General features: G+C 67.7%; 18 protein-coding genes. 15 read left to right on the top strand and 3 right to left on the bottom strand.

Features of this window, described 5'->3' with window-relative positions; genetic code table 11:
- The first annotated feature begins 299 nt into the window (after nucleotides 1-299).
- From ACYVN4_RS42035 to ACYVN4_RS41985, 11 genes are all read left to right on the top strand, one after another.
- Nucleotides 300-1,154 (top strand): ABC transporter permease, encoded by an 855-nt coding sequence (locus ACYVN4_RS42035; protein WP_460729343.1) that lies wholly within the window; start codon nucleotides 300-302, stop codon nucleotides 1,152-1,154.
- Nucleotides 1,154-2,017, top strand: coding sequence for an ABC transporter permease (locus tag ACYVN4_RS42030; RefSeq protein ID WP_460729341.1), 864 nt, complete (start codon nucleotides 1,154-1,156; stop codon nucleotides 2,015-2,017). The genes ACYVN4_RS42035 and ACYVN4_RS42030 overlap by 1 nt, the downstream gene beginning before the upstream one ends.
- A gap of 3 nt (nucleotides 2,018-2,020) precedes the next feature.
- A complete protein-coding gene (locus ACYVN4_RS42025) occupies nucleotides 2,021-3,049 on the top strand; it encodes an MlaD family protein (protein WP_460729339.1) in 1,029 nt (342 codons plus the stop codon).
- Nucleotides 3,046-4,044, top strand: a complete 999-nt coding sequence (locus ACYVN4_RS42020; RefSeq protein ID WP_460729337.1) for an MlaD family protein — start codon at nucleotides 3,046-3,048, stop codon at nucleotides 4,042-4,044. The genes ACYVN4_RS42025 and ACYVN4_RS42020 overlap by 4 nt, the downstream gene beginning before the upstream one ends.
- 2 nt (nucleotides 4,045-4,046) lie before the next feature.
- Nucleotides 4,047-5,051 carry an MlaD family protein gene (locus ACYVN4_RS42015; protein WP_460729335.1) on the top strand — a complete coding sequence of 335 codons (1,005 nt, stop codon included), beginning with the start codon at nucleotides 4,047-4,049 and terminating at the stop codon, nucleotides 5,049-5,051.
- Nucleotides 5,051-6,133: an MlaD family protein gene (locus ACYVN4_RS42010; protein WP_460729333.1), complete on the top strand. Its 1,083-nt coding sequence runs from the start codon at nucleotides 5,051-5,053 to the stop codon at nucleotides 6,131-6,133. The genes ACYVN4_RS42015 and ACYVN4_RS42010 overlap by 1 nt, the downstream gene beginning before the upstream one ends.
- 110 nt (nucleotides 6,134-6,243) lie before the next feature.
- The gene (locus ACYVN4_RS42005) at nucleotides 6,244-7,290 is read left to right on the top strand and encodes an MlaD family protein (RefSeq protein WP_460729331.1); all 1,047 of its coding nucleotides are present in this window, start codon (nucleotides 6,244-6,246) and stop codon (nucleotides 7,288-7,290) included.
- Nucleotides 7,287-8,243, top strand: a complete 957-nt coding sequence (locus ACYVN4_RS42000; RefSeq protein ID WP_460729329.1) for an MlaD family protein — start codon at nucleotides 7,287-7,289, stop codon at nucleotides 8,241-8,243. Before ACYVN4_RS42005 ends, ACYVN4_RS42000 begins: the two co-directional genes overlap by 4 nt.
- A 23-nt stretch (nucleotides 8,244-8,266) precedes the next feature.
- On the top strand, nucleotides 8,267-8,902 hold the full coding sequence (locus ACYVN4_RS41995) for a hypothetical protein (RefSeq protein WP_460729327.1): 636 nt from the start codon (nucleotides 8,267-8,269) through the stop codon (nucleotides 8,900-8,902).
- Between the two features lie 40 nt (nucleotides 8,903-8,942).
- Nucleotides 8,943-9,809 carry an LLM class F420-dependent oxidoreductase gene (locus ACYVN4_RS41990; RefSeq protein ID WP_460729325.1) on the top strand — a complete coding sequence of 289 codons (867 nt, stop codon included), beginning with the start codon at nucleotides 8,943-8,945 and terminating at the stop codon, nucleotides 9,807-9,809.
- Nucleotides 9,810-9,925: 116 nt separating this feature from the next.
- Nucleotides 9,926-10,729 carry a nuclear transport factor 2 family protein gene (locus ACYVN4_RS41985; protein WP_460729323.1) on the top strand — a complete coding sequence of 268 codons (804 nt, stop codon included), beginning with the start codon at nucleotides 9,926-9,928 and terminating at the stop codon, nucleotides 10,727-10,729.
- Between the two features lie 16 nt (nucleotides 10,730-10,745).
- Here the strand turns inward: ACYVN4_RS41985 and ACYVN4_RS41980 are convergent, their stop codons facing one another.
- Both ACYVN4_RS41980 and ACYVN4_RS41975 read right to left on the bottom strand, forming a co-directional pair.
- Nucleotides 10,746-10,937 (bottom strand): hypothetical protein, encoded by a 192-nt coding sequence (locus tag ACYVN4_RS41980; RefSeq protein ID WP_460729321.1) that lies wholly within the window; start codon nucleotides 10,935-10,937, stop codon nucleotides 10,746-10,748.
- Nucleotides 10,938-11,085: 148 nt separating this feature from the next.
- Nucleotides 11,086-12,096, bottom strand: a complete 1,011-nt coding sequence (locus ACYVN4_RS41975) for an AraC family transcriptional regulator (protein WP_460729320.1) — start codon at nucleotides 12,094-12,096, stop codon at nucleotides 11,086-11,088.
- Nucleotides 12,097-12,166: 70 nt separating this feature from the next.
- On the opposite strand from ACYVN4_RS41975, the gene ACYVN4_RS41970 reads away from it, so the two are divergent.
- The 4 genes from ACYVN4_RS41970 (at nucleotide 12,167) to ACYVN4_RS41955 (ending at nucleotide 15,531) form a co-directional block, all read left to right on the top strand.
- Nucleotides 12,167-13,660, top strand: a complete 1,494-nt coding sequence (locus ACYVN4_RS41970; RefSeq protein ID WP_460729318.1) for a flavin-containing monooxygenase — start codon at nucleotides 12,167-12,169, stop codon at nucleotides 13,658-13,660.
- A 23-nt stretch (nucleotides 13,661-13,683) separates the two neighbouring features.
- Nucleotides 13,684-14,394 carry a hypothetical protein gene (locus ACYVN4_RS41965; RefSeq protein ID WP_460729316.1) on the top strand — a complete coding sequence of 237 codons (711 nt, stop codon included), beginning with the start codon at nucleotides 13,684-13,686 and terminating at the stop codon, nucleotides 14,392-14,394.
- A gap of 96 nt (nucleotides 14,395-14,490) precedes the next feature.
- Nucleotides 14,491-15,048 (top strand): Rv3235 family protein, encoded by a 558-nt coding sequence (locus tag ACYVN4_RS41960; RefSeq protein WP_460729314.1) that lies wholly within the window; start codon nucleotides 14,491-14,493, stop codon nucleotides 15,046-15,048.
- A 135-nt stretch (nucleotides 15,049-15,183) separates the two neighbouring features.
- A complete protein-coding gene (locus ACYVN4_RS41955; protein WP_452401188.1) occupies nucleotides 15,184-15,531 on the top strand; it encodes a histone-like nucleoid-structuring protein Lsr2 in 348 nt (115 codons plus the stop codon).
- Nucleotides 15,532-15,644: 113 nt separating this feature from the next.
- Here ACYVN4_RS41955 and ACYVN4_RS41950 read toward each other — a convergent pair whose 3' ends face one another.
- Nucleotides 15,645-19,298 carry a BTAD domain-containing putative transcriptional regulator gene (locus ACYVN4_RS41950; protein ID WP_460729312.1) on the bottom strand — a complete coding sequence of 1,218 codons (3,654 nt, stop codon included), beginning with the start codon at nucleotides 19,296-19,298 and terminating at the stop codon, nucleotides 15,645-15,647.
- Nucleotides 19,299-19,457 lie beyond the last annotated feature (159 nt).

Below are 19,457 nucleotides of genomic sequence, written 5' to 3'. Positions count from 1 at the left end.
GGCTATCGGAACCGTCTTGCGAGGGGTTCGCTCACGAGGTGTCGGAAACCATAGTGATAGCCGATCCGCTCTGATAACACGTTCTAGAATCCCAGGTCACATGGCCATTCGTCTCACTGACCGGTCATTACGTGGGGTGTACCAGACGGTAACTTAGAGGCTCCGATCACACCCGCAACCGATTTGTTGTAACTCGTCGTAACCATTAGCTTTGAGGGCGGGCAGTGTTGCCGATCACGGAGAAGAAATTTGAAGCTCGATACCCCGCGTCGGTTCCGTCCCGATGAAGGAGTTCCGCGTTGACCCGGGCGGTCAAGAGTCGTCCAGCGGTCAAGAGTCGTTCCGCCGCGCGCATCGTCCGTGACAACTTCTCCGGCACCACCGTCGCCTCGCTGCGTACCTTCGGCCGCGCGGTCGGCATTGCCGAGGAAGCGGTGATCGGCACCTTCACCGATATCGTGCGTCGCCAGTTCCAGTGGAAGGAGGCGATCCTGCAGGCGTGGCGGCTCATCACCGTCACCGCCATTCCGGCCGTGCTCATCGCGATTCCGTTCGGCGTCATCGTCTCGGTGCAGGTCGGCAATCTCATCCACACCCTCGGCGCGGACTCGCTGCTGGGCGCGACCGGCGGCCTGGGCGTGATCAAACAGGGCGCACCGCTGGCCACCGGCTTCCTGCTGGGCGGCGCGGGCGCCGCGGCGCTGGCCGCCGATCTGGGCGCGCGCACCATTCGCGAGGAGATCGACGCGCTGAACACCATGGGCATCAACCCGATTCACCGCCTGGTGATCCCGCGCCTGGTGGCCATGGTCTTCGTGGCCCCGCTGCTGAACGTGCTCATCATCTTCGTCGGCGTGCTGGCGGGCTACGGCGTCGCGATCGGCGGGCAGGGCGTGACGCCCGGTTCCTACTGGTCGACCTTCGGGTCCTTCACCACCACCGCCGATGTCTGGATCTCGCTGTTGAAGGCCGTCATCTTCGGCTTCCTCGTGGTAATCATCGCCTGCCAGCGCGGGCTGGAGGCCAAGGGCGGTCCGCGCGGTGTCGCCGACGCGGTGAACGCCGCGGTGGTGCTGTCGGTGGTGTCGATCGTGACGGTCAACCTGGTCGCCACCCAGATCACCGACCTGTTCCTACCCACGAGGCTGGCCTGATGTCCGCCACCTATGTGCCCAAGGGCTTGGGCTGGGCGGCGCGCGCCTATCGCCGCCGCGGATTGATCCTGCGCCGCGTCGAAGGACTCGGCTTCATCCTGTCGTTCGTCTGGCAGGTGCTCTCGTCGATCCCGTTGACGCTCAAGCGCTATCGCGACGAGACCATGCGCGCCATCTCCGATATGACCTGGGGCCGCGGCTCGGTCATCGTGGGCGGCGGCACGGTACCGATGATGATCGTGCTGGGTCTGGTCATGGGCGCGTCGGTGGCGGTGGAGTCGTTCACCACGCTGGACATGCTCGGTATGGGCCCGGTGTCGGGACTGGTGTCGGCGTACGCCACCACCCGTGAGCTGGCGCCGATCGCCGCGGCCATCGGTTTCGCCGCGCAGGCGGGCTGCCGCATGACCGCCGAGATCGGGTCGATGCGCATCTCCGAGGAGATCGACGCCATCGAATCCCTCGGTCTGCGTTCGGTTCCCTTCGTGGTGACCACCCGCGTCCTGGCCGGCGCGGTCGCCATCATCCCGACCTTCCTGATCGCGCTGATCCTGTCCTACGTGTCCTGCCGCGGGCTGATCACGCTGGTGCACGGGGCGTCCGCGGGCGTGTACGACCACTATTTCTTCCAGTTCGTGTCCGGCTTCGACGTGATCGCGGCCGTGGTGAAGGTGGCCATCTTCGCGGTGGTCGTCATCCTGATCCACTGCTACTACGGCTTTTTCGCGACCGGCGGCCCGGAGGGCGTGGGTATCGCCTCGGGCAAGGCGGTGCGCGCGAGTTCGGTGGCGATCATCGGCGTGGACATGGTGCTGTCACTGTCCCTGTGGGGCTTCAACTCGGCGATTACGTTCACGGGGTAGGGGATGCCGAATTACGGAATGCCGGGTGTGGCCGTCGATCGCAAGCGTGCGTTGACGGTCGGCGCGGTCGCGCTCGCGCTGGTCGTCGCCGTGGTGGCGGGCTGGGCGCTGTACCGGTCGCAGCAGACCGAGGACGGGCTGGCGATCTCGCTGCGCACCGAGCAGATCGGTGACGGCGTGCTGGTCGGCACCGATGTGCGCGCCAATGGCGTGGTGGTCGGCAAGGTCACCGATATCGCCCCGAATCAGCACGGGACGCAGCAGATCTCGCTGCGCCTGGACGACTCCAAACTGTTCGGGTTGGACGACAGCCTGTCGGTGGATTACGCGCCCGCCAACCTGTTCGGTATCAGCGAGATCGAATTGCGTAAGGGCGCGGGCGGTTCCCCGCTGCGCGCCGGGACCGTGCTGGACTTCACCGGCGCACGCGCCGCAGCCGTCTACGACGCCACCATGGGCTCGATTCTGCGCAGCGCCTCGCAGGTGGGCGGTTCGGTGCTGACCCCGCAGATGGCGTCGGTGATCGCGCAGGCCGCGGCCGACACCCAGGCGTTCACGCCGCTGGCGCAGGCATTGATCACCGCGCAGCGGACCATCACCAACAACCAGAAGATGCCGATGTCGGAGCTGTTCGGCAAGCTCGGCCCGGCCTTCGACGGCGGCGGCCAGTTCGCGGGCGCGACCGTGCAGGTGGTGGATCTGATCCGCAGCATGCAGCGCTTGCAGACCGACCGCGCCGACTACGACAAGAACGTCGCGATCGTGACCGGGCAGCTGCTGCCGATCCTGGCGAACACCTTCTCGCAGGCCGGAACTCAGCTCTCCGGTACCACCGACATGCTGGTGCCGGTCTTGACCGCGCTGGCGCAGATGGTGCCGCGGCCGCAGCAGTCGGCGGTCGAATTGCGGGAGCTGCTGCAGCGTTTGAGCGCGGCCATGCCGGACAACGGGCAGGGGCCGGTGCTGAATGTGCAGGTCGATCTGAAGGGTGTTCCGGCCATCGCGGTGCCACTGCTGGGAGGAGCGCGATGAGCGTCAAGGCCGCGGCGTGGCGGCTGGCCCTGTTCGCGGGCGTGATCGGGGTGGTGCTGATGTTGGTGCTCACCGCGATTCAGCGGCCGGTGTCCGGGAAGACCGAGTCGCACGATGCGCTGTTCACCGATGCCAACGGCCTCAAGGTCGGCGACGACGTGCGCATGTACGGCGTGCAGGTCGGCAAGGTGAAGGCCATCAACCTGGACGGTGCGCAAGCGCGGGTCCAGGTGGCGGTCAAGGACGATGCGCCGATCTACGACAACTCCAAGCTGGCCATTCGGTATCAGAACCTCACGGGGCAGCGGTACATCGATTTGCAGCAGCAGCCGCAGCCGGGCAACCGGATCGCGGCGGGCGCGCGCATCGGGACCGACCACACGGTGCCGTCCTTCGACGTGACGCAGCTGTTCAACGGCCTGAAGCCGGTGCTGCAGACCATCTCTCCGGAGGCCATCAACCAATTCAGCGCCAGCATGGTCGCTTTGATCGAGGGTGATGGCAGCGGAGTCGGACCGGCCATGGACGCGATCGGGAAACTGGCGTCGTACGTGGACAATCGGCAGCAGGTGATCTGGACGCTGATCCACAACATGTCGGATCTGTCGGATCGCCTGGGCGGGCGCGTCCACTACCTGGTGCCGCTGCTCAAGCAGCTCTCCGACATCTTCGAGGCGTTGCAGCAGAACATCGGCGGGCTGGCGCAATTCGCGCTAACCGCGCCGTCGGTGCTGCGGCCCATCGACAATCTGCTGAACTCGCTGGGCATCAACAGCGGGTCGGATGTGGACGCGCTGATCCGCCGGATCTTCCCCGATGCCAAGGAGGCGGTGGACACCTTCAGTCGCCTGCCCGCGGTGCTGGGCGCGGCCGACGTGTCGCTGCCGTCGAGCCCGTCGGGCTGGAAGCCGTTGTGCAGCAAGGGCAGTGCCGATCTGCCCGCGGTGGTCAAGGTGCTGGTCTCGGGACAGCAGGTGGCGATATGCAACGGATGACAATGCCCCGCTTCTTGAAGCGTGATGATCGGGTGGTCGACGACGCGACCAAGCAGAAGCGGCACCTGCGCAAGGGCATTCTCGGCGCGATCGCGCTGGTGATCGGCCTGCTGGCCGCCGGTGCGCTGTACGTGGTGCCGCTCGGCAAGCACACCTACACCGCGGAACTGTCGGAGGCGCAGTCGGTGAAGACCGGCGACGATATCCGCATCGCCGGAATCTCCGTCGGTTCGGTCAAGTCCCTGGAACTGAAGCCGGACAAGGTCGTCATGCGCTTCACGGTGAATTCCGATGTGTTCCTGGGCGATCAGACCTCCCTCGACATTCGCATGCTGACCATCGTCGGCGGGCACTACGTGGCGCTGTTCCCGGCGGGGACCAAACCCCTTGGCTCCGCGGCGATTCCGGCGGACCGGGTGCGCCTGCCCTACAGCCTGGTCGAGACCTTCCAGGACGCGGCCGCCCCACTGGCCAAGATCGACGGGTCGACGCTGAACAGAAACCTTGCGGCGCTGGGCACTTCGATCGACGGTGCGCCCGACAGCCTGCGCACCACGCTGTCGACCGTCGCCACCTACGTGGACGCGCTGGACAAGCAGCGCAGCCAGGTGTCGAACGCGGTCGCCGTGGCCGATGAGTACGTGCGCATGTACGACGGTGCGAAGACGGATCTCGGCCGCCTGATGGACAATGCCAACCTGCTGGTCACGGTGCTCGACGACAAGCACTCGGAGATGGCCGAGGCGCTGCGGCTGCTCAGCGACATCCTGGACCGGCTCGGCGGTGCGGAACCGGCCTTCGCGGATCTGAAGCCGAAGCTGACCGATGCCGTCACCGAGCTCGAGCAGCTCGGCGAGAAGTTCGCCCCCACCCTGACCGCCGCGCAGGAGTTGCAGAAGAAGCTGTCGGATCTGGTGATTCCCGATGGCGGCGTCAAGGTCGACCAGTCGGGGCAGACCGTCACCCTGCCCCAGGTGTGCATTCCGCTGCCGGGGAAGGACTGCTGATGTTCAAGCGGATGCTCGGATCGCAGGCATTCATGTCGGTCGCCGGTGCGGTACTCGTGGTGGTGCTGGCCGTGGTCGGCTACTTCATCATCTTCGATCCGATGAAGAAGACCGTCGCCTACTGCGCGATCATGCCCGACGCGGTCGGCCTGTACGCGGGCAACAAGGTGACCATGCGCGGAATCCCGGTCGGCACCGTGGATTCCGTCGATGCCGACGGCACCAAGGTCAAGGTGAAGTTCAGCGTCGACGCGCAGTACCCGGTGTACGCGGACGCCGCCGCCACCACGGTTTCGGATTCCATTGTGGCCGACCGCAATCTGGCGGTGCTCAACAGCGGCAAGAACCTGACGCACTGGGATGCCTCGCAGTGCATCACCAAATCCCTGACGCCGAAGAGCATTACCGAGACGCTGACCGCGCTGGCCGATCTGTCCTCGCAGTTGCAGCAGGCGCAGGCCCCGGATGCGTTGGCGCACGGCCTGTCCGGGCTGGACTCGGCCACCCAGGGCGCGGGCCCGCAGATCAACGAGATCGTCAAGAAGCTGGGTTCGGCGCTGTCGCAACCGGATGCCGACATCGGCCATCTGGCGGGCATCTTCGATGCCTTCGCCTCGGTCGGTGCGAAGGTCGAGGACCACTGGGGTGACCTGCGGTCCATGCTGCTGCGGCTGGGCCCGGCCCTGAACAATGCCACCACCGAATTGATCGGTCCCGGTGCGCAACTCATCGATCGCCTCGGTGCGGTGCTGCCCATGCTCAACGATCTGGTCACCATTGCCGGTGACCCGATCATGAAGGCGCTGGACGACACCCTGCCGCTGGTCCGGTTGCTGCGTGCCAATGTCGGCTCGCTCTCGGAGATCATGCTCAAGCTCCCGGTGCTGACCAATGCCGCCCAGAACGTCATGTCCAACGGCATCTCCTACGCTTCGCCGCGCGCGGCGCTCCCGGCCCCGCAGGCCGAACAGGTCTGCGCCGCGGTCAACGCCGCCTCCCCGGGCGCCTGCACCGACGCCGCCAACGGCCTGGTGAACGTGCCCCTCGTCCCGCTGGTGCTCGGAATGGCAGGTGCGCGATGAGAATCGGACGCTGGAACCTCACGATAGACACGCGATTCCCCCGTCATCCCGGCAGGCTTTTGGCCGGGATCCACTCCACTGCTGTGGATTCCGGCCAAAAGCGCGCCGGAATGACGAGGCGGGTCGGCGCTGCGGTGCTGGTCACGGGACTCTTGGCAGGTGTCGGTGGGTGCGCCTTCGACCCGTCGTCGGTGCCCGTGCCGGGCACGACCGTGTCGGGTCCGACCTATCGGATCCACATCGAGTTCGGCAATGTGCTGAATCTGCCCGCCAAGGCGAAGGTGATCGCCAATGGTGCGCAGGTCGGCACGGTGGCCGGGGTGCGCGTGGTGAGTCCCGCCGACGCCGGTGGACGCGGCGGGTATGTCGTTGTGGACGCGGATATTTCGTCCAAGGTGCAGCTGCCGACCGCGTCGGTGGCCGAGCTGCGGCAGAACACCGTGCTCGGTGACATCCACCTGGCGCTGACCACACCGCCCGACGGCTTCAACTCGCTGTTGAAAGACGGCGGCACCATTACCCAGGACCACACCAAGCCGCCGGTGCAGCTCGAGGACACCATGGCCGCGCTGGCCGCCTTCACCCAGGGCGGCGCGATCAATCAGCTACAGGACATCATCAATCGGTTCAATGCGGTGCTGCCGCAGGATCCGAACGAGACCAAGCGGATCGCGCAGAACGCGGCCGGGAACGCCGTCGATCTGGCCGCGAACCTGGACCAGGTCGACAGCCTGCTCAACGGCCTGGGCGTGAATGCCCAAGTGCTGCACGATCGTGCGGACTTCCTCGATCACCAGCTCAGCCAGGAGTCGGTGGACGCCATGACCGGGGTCACCAACTCCATCAAGGGCGTCACCCAGATCTTCGCGGTGCTCGGGCAGCTCGGGCAGTCGCTGGTGTGGCTGGCCCCGCTGGCGGGTGCGCTGGATCCGGTGACGCAAGCCTTTGCGCCGCTGGCGCTTTCGGGCAAGCCGCTGGACCTGTCGCAGCCCTCGAACCTGTCGGCGCTGGTCGCGTTGGTGCGCGACAAGCTGATTCCGTTCGTGGAGAACGGGCCGAAGGTGAACATCACCGGCGTCCAGGCGGATTCGGTGTCACGCGACGATCAGGTCGCCAACATTCTGGCCGGACTGCGCATGATCGGGGCGGTGCGATGAAGTGGGGTTCGCTGGCGTCTCTCGGCGGCATCGCGGTCGTCACCGTGGTGGGCGCGAGCTACCTGACCTTCGGTGTGGTGCGGGCGGATCCGTTCGCGCACTACACCGACGCGTCCATGGTGATGCCGAATTCCGGTGGCCTGAGCGTGGGTTCGCCCATCCTGCTGACCGGCATGAAGGTCGGCAAGGTCACCTCCGTGGACTCCACGGCGCGCGGCATCGAGGTGGGCATCCGCATCGACGGCGACCGCAAGCTGCCCACCGACAGCGATATCAGCATCGAACAGCTCTCCGCCCTGGGCGAGCCCTACGTGGAGTTCCGGCCCAAGGTCGCGGGCGGGCCGTACCTGACCGACGGGCAGCGCCTCGAGACCGCCGCGATCAAGTCGCCGCTGTCCATTCCGGAGGTGTCGCGGCTGGTCAACAAGGTCATGAACCAGCTCGATCCCAAGGTGGCGGCCTCGCTGGCCAGCACCCTCGGGACCGCGTTCCACGACACCGATTCGGCCATGCCGAACCTCACCCGCGCGGGCGATCTGCTGGCCCAGGCGATCATGAGCCGCGAGCCCAAAATCGCTCAGCTACTCAACAGCTTCCAGGCGGCGGCCTCGAATATGGCGGGCATCGGTGAAGCCGCCGGGGCGGCCGCGCCGGCATTCGTGCAGTTCGAGCAGTCACTAGAGCAGCTCATCAATGCCGTAGGTAGACTGGGCGACCGTGCCCCCGGTCCACAGGCTTATGTAAGTGGCAACGGGTTGGCACCCTTCCTGGCCAAGCTGACCGACTGGCTCCAGCAGGCCGGACCCGAATTGAAGACCCTCGCGCCCCAGCTGCAACCGCTCGCCGACGCGGCGCGCACGGCCGGGCCGCAGATCAACCTCAGCGATCTGATCTCGCAGGCGCTCGCGTCCACCGGCGACGGTGCCGTGCGCGTGCAGGTCGGCGTGAAGTAGCAATACCAGCAAGGAGAAAGACCATGTCTCAGGACACCGAACCGACGCAGCCGGTCGACCCGGAGACCTCTGCCGTCTTCGTGGAGCCGAAGGGCGAGCAGCTGAAGAAGGCCACCCCGGCGCCCGCGGCTGCCGCCAAGACCGTCTCGATCAAGCTCTCGGCGCTGCTCACCGCGGCGGCCGGGATCGCGTTGATCGCCGCACTGGTGACCGTCACCGTGCTGTGGCAGTCCGCGCGCAGCGACCTGAAGAGCCGCGACAACCAGGCGGCCGACGACAAGCACGCCGAGCAGATCGCCTCCGACTACGCCATGGGCGCGGCCAACCTCAACTACGCCGACTTCAATGCCTGGACCGTGCGCCTGAAGGCCAACACCACCCCGGCCCTGGCCGCCAAGTTCGACGCCACCGCCTCGAAGCTGCAGGAGATCCTGGTCCCGCTCAAGTGGACCTCGAGCCCGACCCTGCTCAGCTCGCAGGTCGTCAACCGCGACAACGGCGTCTACAAGGTCAATGTCTATCTGAACGTCAACTCCACCAACGCCCAGAACCCGGACGGCGTGCTGACCACCATCTACTACACGGTCAATGTGGATCCCAAGGGCGACTGGAAGGTCACCGACGTCGGCGGCATGGACCTCCCGCTGCCCAAGCAGTAATCGGGTCGAAAACCGTGCTGGATCGGGCAAACTGAACAGCATGGAACTGGGGCTGCACTACTGGAACTATTCGACTCCCGCCGAACCCGAGCGCATCGCGCCCACCCTGGCGCACACCGCCCGCATTGCCGAACAGGCCGGGTTCGCGCAGTTCACGGTCATGGACCACTACTTCCAGATGGAGCTGCGGGGTCGGCACGACGAGCCCATGCTGGAGGGCTACACCACCCTCGGCTATCTGGCCGCGCTGACCGAGCGGATGCGGCTGGGCCTGCTGGTCACCGGCGTGATGTACCGCTATCCCGGCCTGCTGGCCAAGATCGTCACCACGCTCGACGTGCTCTCGGGCGGCCGGGCCGAACTCGGCATCGGCGCGTCCTGGTACGAGCGGGAGCAGCGGGCGCTGGGTGTGCCGGTGGTTCCCATGGGCGAACGCTTCGAGCGGCTCGAGGAGACGCTGCAGATCTGCCTGCAGATGTGGGGCCCGGACAACGGTCCGTACAAGGGCGAGCACTATCAGCTGGCCGAAACCGTGTGTGTGCCCGCGCCTTTGACGCGGCCGCACCCGCCCATCCTGATCGGTGGCGGTGGCGAGAAGAAGACGCTGCTGCTGGTGGCCCGTTATGCGGACGCCTGCAATCTGTTCGCGAGCAGTGTCGAGGATGTGTCGGCCAAGCTACAGGTGTTGCGCGCGCACTGTGACGCGGAGGGGCGCGACTACGACGCGATCCGCAAGACCGCCGTCTACCTGGGTCCGGTGCTCGCCGATCCGGAGGCGACGGTGCGCACCGCCGAGCAGCTGTCCGCACTGGGCATCACGCAGCTGGATTTCATGCCCGACGGCGATCCGGTCGCGTACGCCACCGAATTCGCCGAGCGCCTGCTGCCCCGCCTGACCTCGATCTGATCGGGCCCGACCTCGATCTGATCGGGGCCGGTCCCGAACCGAAAGTGCCCGACCGCCTTCGGAGATTCCGGGAGTTCGGTATCATCGCGCGCGCTTGCTCACCACCTGGAGGACCCGTGCCCGCGAACCCCACCGCCGCCGAACTACTGGCGACCGTCGAAGCTTCCCCGAAGGCGGTCGGCGCGCACGACAAGGCCGCCTGGGTGGGCCTTTTCGCCGATGACGGCAGCGTCGAGGACCCGGTCGGCTCGCGCCCGCACGTCGGTCGCGCGGCCATCGAGCGCTTCTACGACACCTTCATCGCGCCCAACGGGATTGCCTTCGACGTCACCAATGACGTGGTGTGCGGGATGACCGTCTTCCGCGACCTCACCATCGCCACCACCATGTCGACCGGCGTGACGCTGCACGTGCCCATGCACCTGCGCTACGACCTCGCCGACGTCGACGGCAGCTTGAGAATCCGTGTGCTGCGCGCACATTGGGAGCTGGCGGGCATGATCGGCCAGCTGCTGGGCTCCGGCATGCAGGGCTTGCTGGCCGGGGCGAAGCTGGGGCCGCAGTTGCTCGGCAACCAGGGTGTCGGCGGCGCAATCGGTTTCATGTCGGGGCTGCGCGGCGTCGGCAAGCCGGGCAAGGCGGCGGCCGGGCGGCTGCTGGATGCACTCGGGCACGGCGATGCCGTCGCCGCCCGCGCGGCGCTGGCCCCGGTGCCGCGCCTGGAGTGGGGCACCGACGGCGTGATGTCGCTGGAGGACTTCACCACTCGGGTGAAGGGGCTGCGCTGGAGCAAGGCGATCGCGGCGGGGCGCACCGTGACCGCGACGGTGGAGACCCGGCAGGGCCGCGGCATCGCCGAACTGGACTTCACCGCCGGGTTGCGGATCGAGTCCGCGCGAATCTTCGTACAGGCCGGTTAAATCCCGTGCGGGCCGGTCAATCCCGGCTGCCGACGATCTCCGCCACCGCGTCGTTGCGGCTGAACGTGGTGCCCCCGGCCGCGCCGACCACCTTCCCGTGCACGCTGATCAGCCACTGACCGCACACACAGCGCAGGTACTGCACGCTGCGGTGGGAGGACACGGCCGTGGGCGCGGGCCAAGCGCAGGACGGGCATTCGGCGATCATCGGTACATCCTGGTGTCGCGAGCGCCGGTTGACCATGATCGACACGCGGCAACCCGCAAAACGATTGTGTGTCGGGCAAGACTCGCCGTGCTTGATTTGCCAATGGGCCCAGCGAATCTCGAGACACACCCGATGAAACGCCCGAGACTCAGCCCGCTTTGCCGCGCCGCACCGCGGTAGGCGTAGCGCCCCACCAGCGTTGGCAGCAGCGGGTGAATACGGACTGTTCGGACAACCCGATGAGCGAGGCCACCTGGCTCATCGGCATGTCCGTGGTGGTCAGGTAGCGGCGGGCCTCGGTGCGGCGCACCTCGTCGAGAATGGCCGCGAAGGTGGTGCCCTCGGCGGCCAGGCGGCGCTGCAGGGTGCGCGGGTGGAGGGTGAGCAGCCGTGCCACAGCGTCGATTTCGGGGGCGGTGGTGCCCAGCAGCTTCTGCAGCGTGGTGCGCACGCGCGGGGTGACGGCCGCCGCGGCATCGCCGGACTGCTGTGCGAGGAAGGCCATGGCGAGCCGGTGCAGGTTCTCGTCACCGCCCGACAGCGGCCGCTTGGCCAGGCTGCTCGGCACCCGCAGCAACGCGGCCGGACGCTCGATTCGCACTGGGGCGCCGAAGAATTCCTCGTACGCCTGCACCGGGGCCGCGGGCCGGTAGGGCAGTTCCACCGAGCGCAGGCCGTAGCGGTCCTCGGCCAGGCGCTGAATCGTCCTGTGCACGAACGCCAATCCGAGATCGGTGCCCTGCACCGGGGTCGGCAGGCCGGGCGCGTTCGCGCCGTAGCGCAGCGCGATCACGCCGCGATCGCCGTACGGGTCGGGTTCCATGGTCAGGCTCAGCGAGCGGGCGTGCACGAACAGGTACCGCGAGGTGCAGTCGAGCACCCCGGCCAGGGTGGTGGCATTGCGGATGGCCAGCGCGAGGGGACCGAGCATGTCCAGGTCCTGCCGCCACGCCATGCGCAGGCCCAGGTCTGGGCAGTCGAGTTGATGTGCGGCCAGTTCCAGCACCGCGCCGACGGCCTGGTCGGGGACCAGCAGATCGTCGGTGTCCAGGGCAGCGAGGGGCAGGCCGCAGAGCACGGCCAGCTCCTCGGCGTCCCCGCCGAGTTCGGCCACGGTGGCCCGGAATCCCCGCAGTCCGGCCGATCTGATCACCGACATGTCACTCAGGATCAAATACTTGTCGCGCAGAGTCAAGAAACCGGGTGGCGGGGACAACAGACTGGAAGTCATGAACGCCGCACCCGCCTCCGCCGAACACCTCGATGTCGTCATCGTCGGAGCCGGGCTCTCCGGCATCGGCGCGGCGTATCGCCTGCAGACCGAACAGCCCGGCCGCAGCTACGCCATCTTCGAGGCGCGCGCCGCGCTCGGCGGTACCTGGGACCTGTTCCGGTACCCGGGCATCCGCTCCGACAGCGACATGTTCACCCTCGGCTACCCGTTCAAGCCGTGGCGCGACGCCCTGTCCATCGCCGACGGGCCGTCCATCCTGCGCTACATTACCGAGACGGCCACCGAGAACGGCATCGACCAGCACATCCGCTTCGGCACCAAAGTCGTTGGCGCGGAATGGGACAGCAACGCGTCGCGGTGGACGCTGACGCTGGAGCGCACGAGCGCCGACGGGGTCGAGCGCAGCACGCTCACCTGCGGCTTCCTCTACTCGTGCTCGGGTTATTACAACTATGAGCAGGGCCACTCGCCCGAATTCCCCGGCATCGAGGACTTCGCCGGCACCGTCGTGCACCCCCAATTCTGGCCCGAGGACCTGGATTACGCGGGCAAGAAGGTGGTGGTCATCGGCAGCGGCGCGACCGCGGTCACCCTGGTCCCGGCCATGGCCGAGCAGGCCGAGCTGGTCACCATGCTGCAGCGCAGCCCCACCTGGATCTCTGCGGTGCCCGGCCGCGACAAGATCGCCGACCGGATTCGCGACCTGCTGCCTGCGGACCTCGCGCACCGGGTCATCCGCACCAAGAACATCCTGTTCAATATCGGCTTCTACCAGTACTGCCGGCGTCGGCCCGAGGCCGCGCGCAAGCTGCTGACCGGGCTCACCACGCGAATCCTGAAGGACGAGAGCCTGGTTGCCGAGCACTTCACCCCGGACTACAACCCGTGGGATCAGCGACTGTGCGCGGTGCCGAATGCGGACTTCTTCAAGGCCATGCGCAAGGGTCAGGCCGAGGTGGTCACCGATCACATCGAAACCTTTGTGCCCGAAGGTATTCGACTGAAGTCCGGCCGCGTGCTCGAGGCCGACATCGTGATCACCGCGACCGGCCTGCAACTGCTCGCCTTCGGCGGCATCGACCTGGTCGTCGACGGCGCCCCGGTGACCCTCTCCGACGAGTTCGTCTGGCAGGGCACCATGATCTCCGGCGTCCCCAACTTCGCGGTCTGCATCGGCTACACCAACGCCTCCTGGACTCTGCGCGCCGACCTCACCTCCCGCCTGGTCTGCAAGGTCCTCGCCTACATGGACCGCAGCGGCTACTCCGCCGTCGTCCCGCAACCCCAGGCCACCCTCGCCCAGCGCCCCCTCCTGGACCTCGCCTCCGGCTACATCCAGCGCTCCATCGGCGACTTCCCCCACCAGGGCGACCGCCACCCCTGGCAGGTCCGCCAGAACTACCTCATCGACACCGCCACCGTCATGCGCACCGACCTGAGCAAGACCCTGCGCCCGGTGACCCCGGCCAAGACCCTGCAGCGGGTGTAATCCCGCTCGCTAGCATGGCGGGCATGAGGTCGAAACGGACAAACAGCCCGGTGCGGTCGATGCGGGCGGCGGTGACGGTCGTATGCGCCGCCCTGCTCGGAGCGGCGTCCGGCCTCGGGTCGGTGGCCTCCGCCGCGCCGGGCGGTTCGTCCGCGCCGGGCGGTGCGCCGGTGAGTGAGCAAGCACCGCTGGATCTTTGGACCGTGCCCATGGCGCCCGCCGAGTCGGCGACGCTGATCGTGGCCTACAGCTTCGGCAATCGCATTCCGGCAGGGGTGGATCCGGCGCGCACGGTCGGGGAGCCGGGACCGGTGAACGAGGCGCTGGCGGCGGCTGTGGTGGCCGTGCGCGGGGATCGGGCGGTTCCGGTCTACGCGCAGACGGAAATCGCAGAGGTGCTGAAGCAGCGGTACGGGATGGCCGATGTGATCTCCATCGATCCGGACCGCGCAGCCGACGGCACCCTCGTCTACCTCTCCACCGACGGCGTGGCCGCCCAGGTCGCCGCGCTGCGTGGTGACTCGGTCGCGACCGACGCGGCGGCCGTCGTGGCCTTCCACGACCACCAGTGGCGGGCCACCCAAACGACTGCCAAGCACGGTTTCCGGGCCTTCGCGCCCGAGGGCGTCGACATGCCCGACCAGTACGACCCGCAGTCCGGCCAGACCTGGACCACCAGCCCGCTGCTCTACCTCCCCACCGACTACCTCGGTCGCCTCGCCCTGTTGCGTTAGCGTCGGGGTGCAGAGTTCTGATTCTCCCGCCTCGGAGTTGCCGGGTGTGCCACGCTGTCGCGGCGTTGGTCAATCTCTGCATCGAGGGGAGAGCCGGTGGCGTCCGAGGATGGATTCCTGCTGCCCGTACCGCACTTCGAGCCGCCGCTGAACTCGTGTCCGCCGCGGCGGCCGCCGACGCAGGCCCGGGTGGCGGGTCCGGCACCCTGCCGGAATCGGGTGGATCGCTCGCACCTGTCCTCGAATGCGATGTCCAGATCGGCGGGTTCGGCGGGGCTGCAACGGGTTTTGCGTTCTTCGCACGCTGTGAAAGCCGTCGATAGTGATGAGCGCAACACCGCGGCAAGGGAATTCGCGGGTAAGGCGTTGCGGATGGCAATGGAGGTGCTCGACGGCAGGCGCGCGCCGGGTCAGTTGAGCCCGCTGGCCGAGCCGTCGGTGGTGGCCGCGGTGCGCACGCTCGCGAGTGCCGGTCGGCTGCCCGGTCGCGAACTCGGGAGCGCGACGCTCACCAGGGTCGATGTGATCATCGCCGGGCCGGGGAAGGCGGAAGTCTGTGCGAGTTACGACCGCGGCATGCGACATTTCGCACTCGCCGCCCGCATTGTCCGCGGTCGTTCCGGGTGGCGCTTGGCCGCATTCCGGGTGTGCTGAAGACCGTCTGGTCTCTGCGGTAATAGCAGAATAGTCTGGTCGCGCGTAATTCGATTCGCGCCTGGTTTGAATCCTGCTTCCCGCGGCATTAGCATTTCGGCGAATAGCGGCACCTCACACGTGGAAGGGCAGTCCATGGCGAAGAAAGTCACCGTAACTCTGGTTGACGACTACGACGGCGAATCGAAGGCCGACGAAACCGTCTTTTTCTCGATCGACGGGAACGACTACGAGATCGACCTGTCGAACAAGAACGCCGGTAAGCTGCGGGAGTCCCTCGAGTCGTGGACCGAGAAGGCCCGCAAGGTGGGTCGTTCGAAGCGGGGCAGCACCAAGGTCGCCGCGGGTCGTACCCGTCCGGCCGTGGATCGCGAAGAGAGCACCGCCATCCGGGAATGGGCGCGGGCACAGGGTCACCAGGTTTCGTCGCGCGGTCGTATCCCGGCCGAGATCGTCGACGCTTACCAGCGTGCCAAGAATTAACCAGCACAAATCGCTGGGATGGAAAATAGCTGGGAGCCGATGACCTGAGGTCATCGGCTCCTGACATATCCGGCCAATGGCTCGATTCGGATTCCGTCGGTTGCCGCTCGTACTCAGGCGGCGCGCAAGAGTGCGCTTCCGCAGTCGGGAAGTTCGGCGCGAATCCTTTCCAGCAGGCGTTCGGCACGGTCGCGATGCGCCGCGGCGGTGTCGGCGTCACCCCGGGCCGCAGCGAGTTCGGCCAGGATCGAGTCCATCGGACCGAACTCGGTCAGCCCGGTTTCCAGCCCGATGAGGGTGCCGCCGTGCGGGCTCAGGAATTCGTAGAGCCGGGTAATTGCTGGAGTGTCGCCGAGCTCGATGGCGGCGACCGCCCGGAAAGCCGACATCAGCACCGGATAGAAGCCCGCCGCAATCGGATCCGAATCCGCGTACACCTCGCGGGCGCGCTCGCGCTGCCCGGACCGCAGCAGCGCGAGTGTGTACGCGGGTGCGGCCGCCGCGGGCAATGCGGCATGCGCCTGCGCGAGCTGCTCAAGCAAGCCGTCGAGTTCGTTGCGTGCCCAGCCGATCGACAGCGCGCAGAACAGCTCGGACTCCGCGTGATTGGCCACGCCGGATTGCCGCGTACGGGTGGTGAACTGCGAATACAGCCGCTCGGCCCCGTCGATATCGCCGCGCAGCAGCTCCATGGTTGCCGCGAAGCAGCTGACCATATCCAGCAGCGGCCGCAGCTGACCCTCGTCGGCGAACTCCACCGCGGCCGCCACCCGCCGCCCGGCCTCCCGCAGATCGGCCCGCGCCACCGCAGCCCGATATCCCAGATATTGTGCGAGCGCCCGATACTCGGCCAGCCCCGCGGCTGCGGCCACCGCTTCCAGCTCGGTCACCAGCGCAGAGAACTCGGCGCCGTAGTCGAAGGCCAGGTAGGCGACCGCGTTGATGGCGGTGCACAGCAATTCCGGATCCGCGGTGCGCCGCGCAATCTCCAGCGCCAGCGTCGCCAGCCGATGCCCGGTCGAGTACTCCACCAGCCCGGTCTCGAAGGTCGCCGTCACCAGCAACAGCACCAGCTCCCCGTCGGACGCATCGGTCGAATCCTGCCTCCCCATCAGCATTTCCATCGCCCCGACCGACTCGAGGACGAGTGACGGCGAATCGGCGGCTTCCAGCAGCGCGAGGATCGCCGGGCGCACGCCGTGTCGGGCCAGGGCGCGGGAGAGGGCTCGGCGCATGTGCTGGTCGGGGGTGCGCCAGTCGCGGATGGCCCAGATCACCGGGGCGCGCCAGCAGGTCAGGGCGCGGGTCACCAGGTCGGGGTCGTCGAGGCGTTCGGCGAGGGTGAGGGCGCGGTCGCGCTCGGCTCGTGCCTCGCGGTGTCGGTTGTCGTAGGCCAGTGCGGTGACCAGGGCGCATCGGGTGCGCAGCAGGGCGATTCGATCGGCGGCGGGGGCGTGGTCGGCGTCGTGGCGGGCGAGCCGGTGCAGGTCCACCGCGGAGCGCAGCAGGCGCACGCTGGCGCTGCGCATGCCGCGACTGCTGCGGCGCTCGGCGGCGCGCTCCACGTATTCGATTGCCCGCGAAGCTGTTTCGGCGGTAGCTCCCTGGATTGCATGGCGGGCCAGCACGTCGGGATCGCGCGCCACCGCGGGGAATATCTCGGCGTGGTGCTCCAGCAGTTCCAGTGCGGCCCAATGCATTCGGCCGCGCCGCAGGGGTGGGATGCTCAGGTACACGGCATCGCGGATGAGCGGATGTGCGAATCGGATGCTGCCGCCGCTCCCGGAATCCACCAGCCCCACCGATTCGGCCGCCGCGACCAGGTCGATCACGGTGTCCTCGGTCAGCTCCGCCGCCGTGCTCAGCAGGGCGAGGTCGACGCTCTCTCCCCAGATGGACAGCTGCCGCAGCACCTCGGTGACCCCGCCGGGCAGCTGCGCGATCCGATCCTCGATCAATTCCCGGATGGAATCCGGCACCCCATCCAAATTGCCGTGTGCGGCAAGCTCTTTCGCGACTTCCCGGACGAACAACGGTCGCCCGCCGGTGCGTCGATGCAGCTGCTCGAGCATGTCGTCGTCGATCTCGGTGAGCCCGGTCGCCAGCGCCGTCCGCCGCGTGCCCTCCAGATCCAGCCCGGTGAGCTCCACCCACGCGCCCGTATGCTGCGCCAGCGCGGCGACCGTATTGTGCGTCCCTTGCGTCGCTTCCGACCGTCGCAGCGTGACCAGTACGAACACCGGCTCGTCCCGCAGCCAGCTCACCGCCTGCCGCAGCACCTGCAAGGTCGCCGCATCTCCCCGTTGCACATCCTCCAGCAGCAGCGCCACCGGCCCGACTTGTGCTGCGCGCCTGCACTTCTCGGCAATGATGCGCGCCAGCACGAAGCCGTCCGCGCTGCCACCTCGCGCGCCCGGGTCCGCCACCCGCGCGGTGAGTGCCGCGTCCGGCACCTGCGGCCGGGCCGCGGCGTTGCCCGCCTGGTCGGTCGTACCCGCCGGACCGTTGGTGCCTGCCGGGTCGGACGTGCCCGCCGGACCGTTGCTGCCCGCCTGATCGGTGGCATTCGCCGGATCGTTTGTGGCGGCCCGGTATCCACTTGCCCGACGCTCGCAGGCGTCGAGGGCGGTGAGGATTTCCGACCAGGCCCACGCGGTGGGTGCGCCGTCGATCTCGGGACAGGTGCCGACGGCCACCGTCCAGCCCGCGGTCGCCAGCGCGGAGAAGGTGGCCTCGGCCAGGACGGTCTTGCCGATTCCGGCCTCTCCGGCCACCCACGCCAGCCGCAACTGTCCGGCGCGCGCCGCCTCGGCGCTGTTCAACAGCTCGGACAATTCGGCGGTATAGCCGGTGGCGGAATGGGATTCGAGCACCGAGCTGTCCGCGACCGGTATCTCGGCCTCGGCGATCGTGGCCGCGTCGGCCGCCGCCGGTCCCCGGGCGATCTGTTCCCGGACCGCCGGGAGCTCCGTGATCGGGGCCGGGGTGAGGGTGGCGGAGTGGTTGAGGATGGCCATCTCGAGGTCGCGCAGGGCGGGGGTGGGGTCGACGCCGAAGACGGTGGCGAGGAATTCCCGGGAGCGGCGAATCGTGGTGAGGGCTTCCAACTGCTGGCCGAGCTGATATTGGGCCAGGGCCAGCAGTCGCACTATTTCCTCGCGGCCGGGATGGTCCTCGAAGAGCTGGCGGAGTTCGCGGACCACGTCGCCGGGCCGCCCGAGTTCGAGTTTGGTGCGGGCATTGAGTTCGACGGCGGTGAGGTGGAGGTCGGTGAGCCGATCGGCTTCGGCTGCGGCCCACTCGGTTTCGGCGAACGCCTCCAGCGCGGGCCCCTGCCACAGTGCGAGGGCGGCCTCCAGCAGGGCATTGCGTTCGGCGGGGTCGGTCCGGATATCCGGGTTGCTGACGAGTTCCTGATAGGTGCGCAGCTGCTGCTCGAAATGCCATGCGTCGACCGCATTCTCGGGGATCCGCAGGGCGTATCCGGAGGATTCCGACACGATGAACCGGGAGGGCGCGCGCCGGGCGCGCTGCGGTTCGAAGAGCCTGCGCAGGGTGTGGATGTGGACCTGCAGCACGGCGGCGGCCTTGGGCGGGGGATACCCGGACCACAGGTCGTCGATCAGCCGCTCGGTGCTCACGACCTGGCCGCGAGCCACGATGAGTCGCCCCAGGACGGCGCGTTGCATGGGGGTGCCGAGGGCGGCGTCGCGACCGTCGACGGACAGATGCAGCGGGCCGAGCACTGTCAGCTCCGCGCCTGCCATCGGGGTCCTCCTGCGACGGGAAGCGAACTGGACGTTCGCCGCAAGAAGAGCACTATCTCTCAAAAATCCGGAGATGCCAAAAGGTTGCCGAATAGTTGTCGGATAGTTACGGCTGCCCGCGCCCGCTGAAGAAGACCATCTGGTACGGATATTTGTTGC

This window comes from Nocardia heshunensis, from assembly GCF_054782115.1.
Note: the sequence above shows the minus strand (reverse complement) of the source record. Positions and strands in the feature narration are given on the sequence as shown.

Coding starts and splice junctions, on each gene's coding strand:
- ACYVN4_RS42030 (WP_460729341.1), top strand. CDS start 1,154: ATGTCCGCCACCTATGTGCCCAAGGGCTTGGGCTGGGCGGCGCGCGCC.
- ACYVN4_RS42025 (WP_460729339.1), top strand. CDS start 2,021: ATGCCGAATTACGGAATGCCGGGTGTGGCCGTCGATCGCAAGCGTGCG.
- ACYVN4_RS42020 (WP_460729337.1), top strand. CDS start 3,046: ATGAGCGTCAAGGCCGCGGCGTGGCGGCTGGCCCTGTTCGCGGGCGTG.
- ACYVN4_RS42015 (WP_460729335.1), top strand. CDS start 4,047: ATGCCCCGCTTCTTGAAGCGTGATGATCGGGTGGTCGACGACGCGACC.
- ACYVN4_RS42010 (WP_460729333.1), top strand. CDS start 5,051: ATGTTCAAGCGGATGCTCGGATCGCAGGCATTCATGTCGGTCGCCGGT.
- ACYVN4_RS42005 (WP_460729331.1), top strand. CDS start 6,244: ATGACGAGGCGGGTCGGCGCTGCGGTGCTGGTCACGGGACTCTTGGCA.
- ACYVN4_RS42000 (WP_460729329.1), top strand. CDS start 7,287: ATGAAGTGGGGTTCGCTGGCGTCTCTCGGCGGCATCGCGGTCGTCACC.
- ACYVN4_RS41995 (WP_460729327.1), top strand. CDS start 8,267: ATGTCTCAGGACACCGAACCGACGCAGCCGGTCGACCCGGAGACCTCT.
- ACYVN4_RS41990 (WP_460729325.1), top strand. CDS start 8,943: ATGGAACTGGGGCTGCACTACTGGAACTATTCGACTCCCGCCGAACCC.
- ACYVN4_RS41980 (WP_460729321.1), bottom strand. CDS start 10,937: ATGATCGCCGAATGCCCGTCCTGCGCTTGGCCCGCGCCCACGGCCGTG.
- ACYVN4_RS41975 (WP_460729320.1), bottom strand. CDS start 12,096: ATGTCGGTGATCAGATCGGCCGGACTGCGGGGATTCCGGGCCACCGTG.
- ACYVN4_RS41970 (WP_460729318.1), top strand. CDS start 12,167: ATGAACGCCGCACCCGCCTCCGCCGAACACCTCGATGTCGTCATCGTC.
- ACYVN4_RS41965 (WP_460729316.1), top strand. CDS start 13,684: ATGAGGTCGAAACGGACAAACAGCCCGGTGCGGTCGATGCGGGCGGCG.
- ACYVN4_RS41955 (WP_452401188.1), top strand. CDS start 15,184: ATGGCGAAGAAAGTCACCGTAACTCTGGTTGACGACTACGACGGCGAA.
- ACYVN4_RS41950 (WP_460729312.1), bottom strand. CDS start 19,298: ATGGCAGGCGCGGAGCTGACAGTGCTCGGCCCGCTGCATCTGTCCGTC.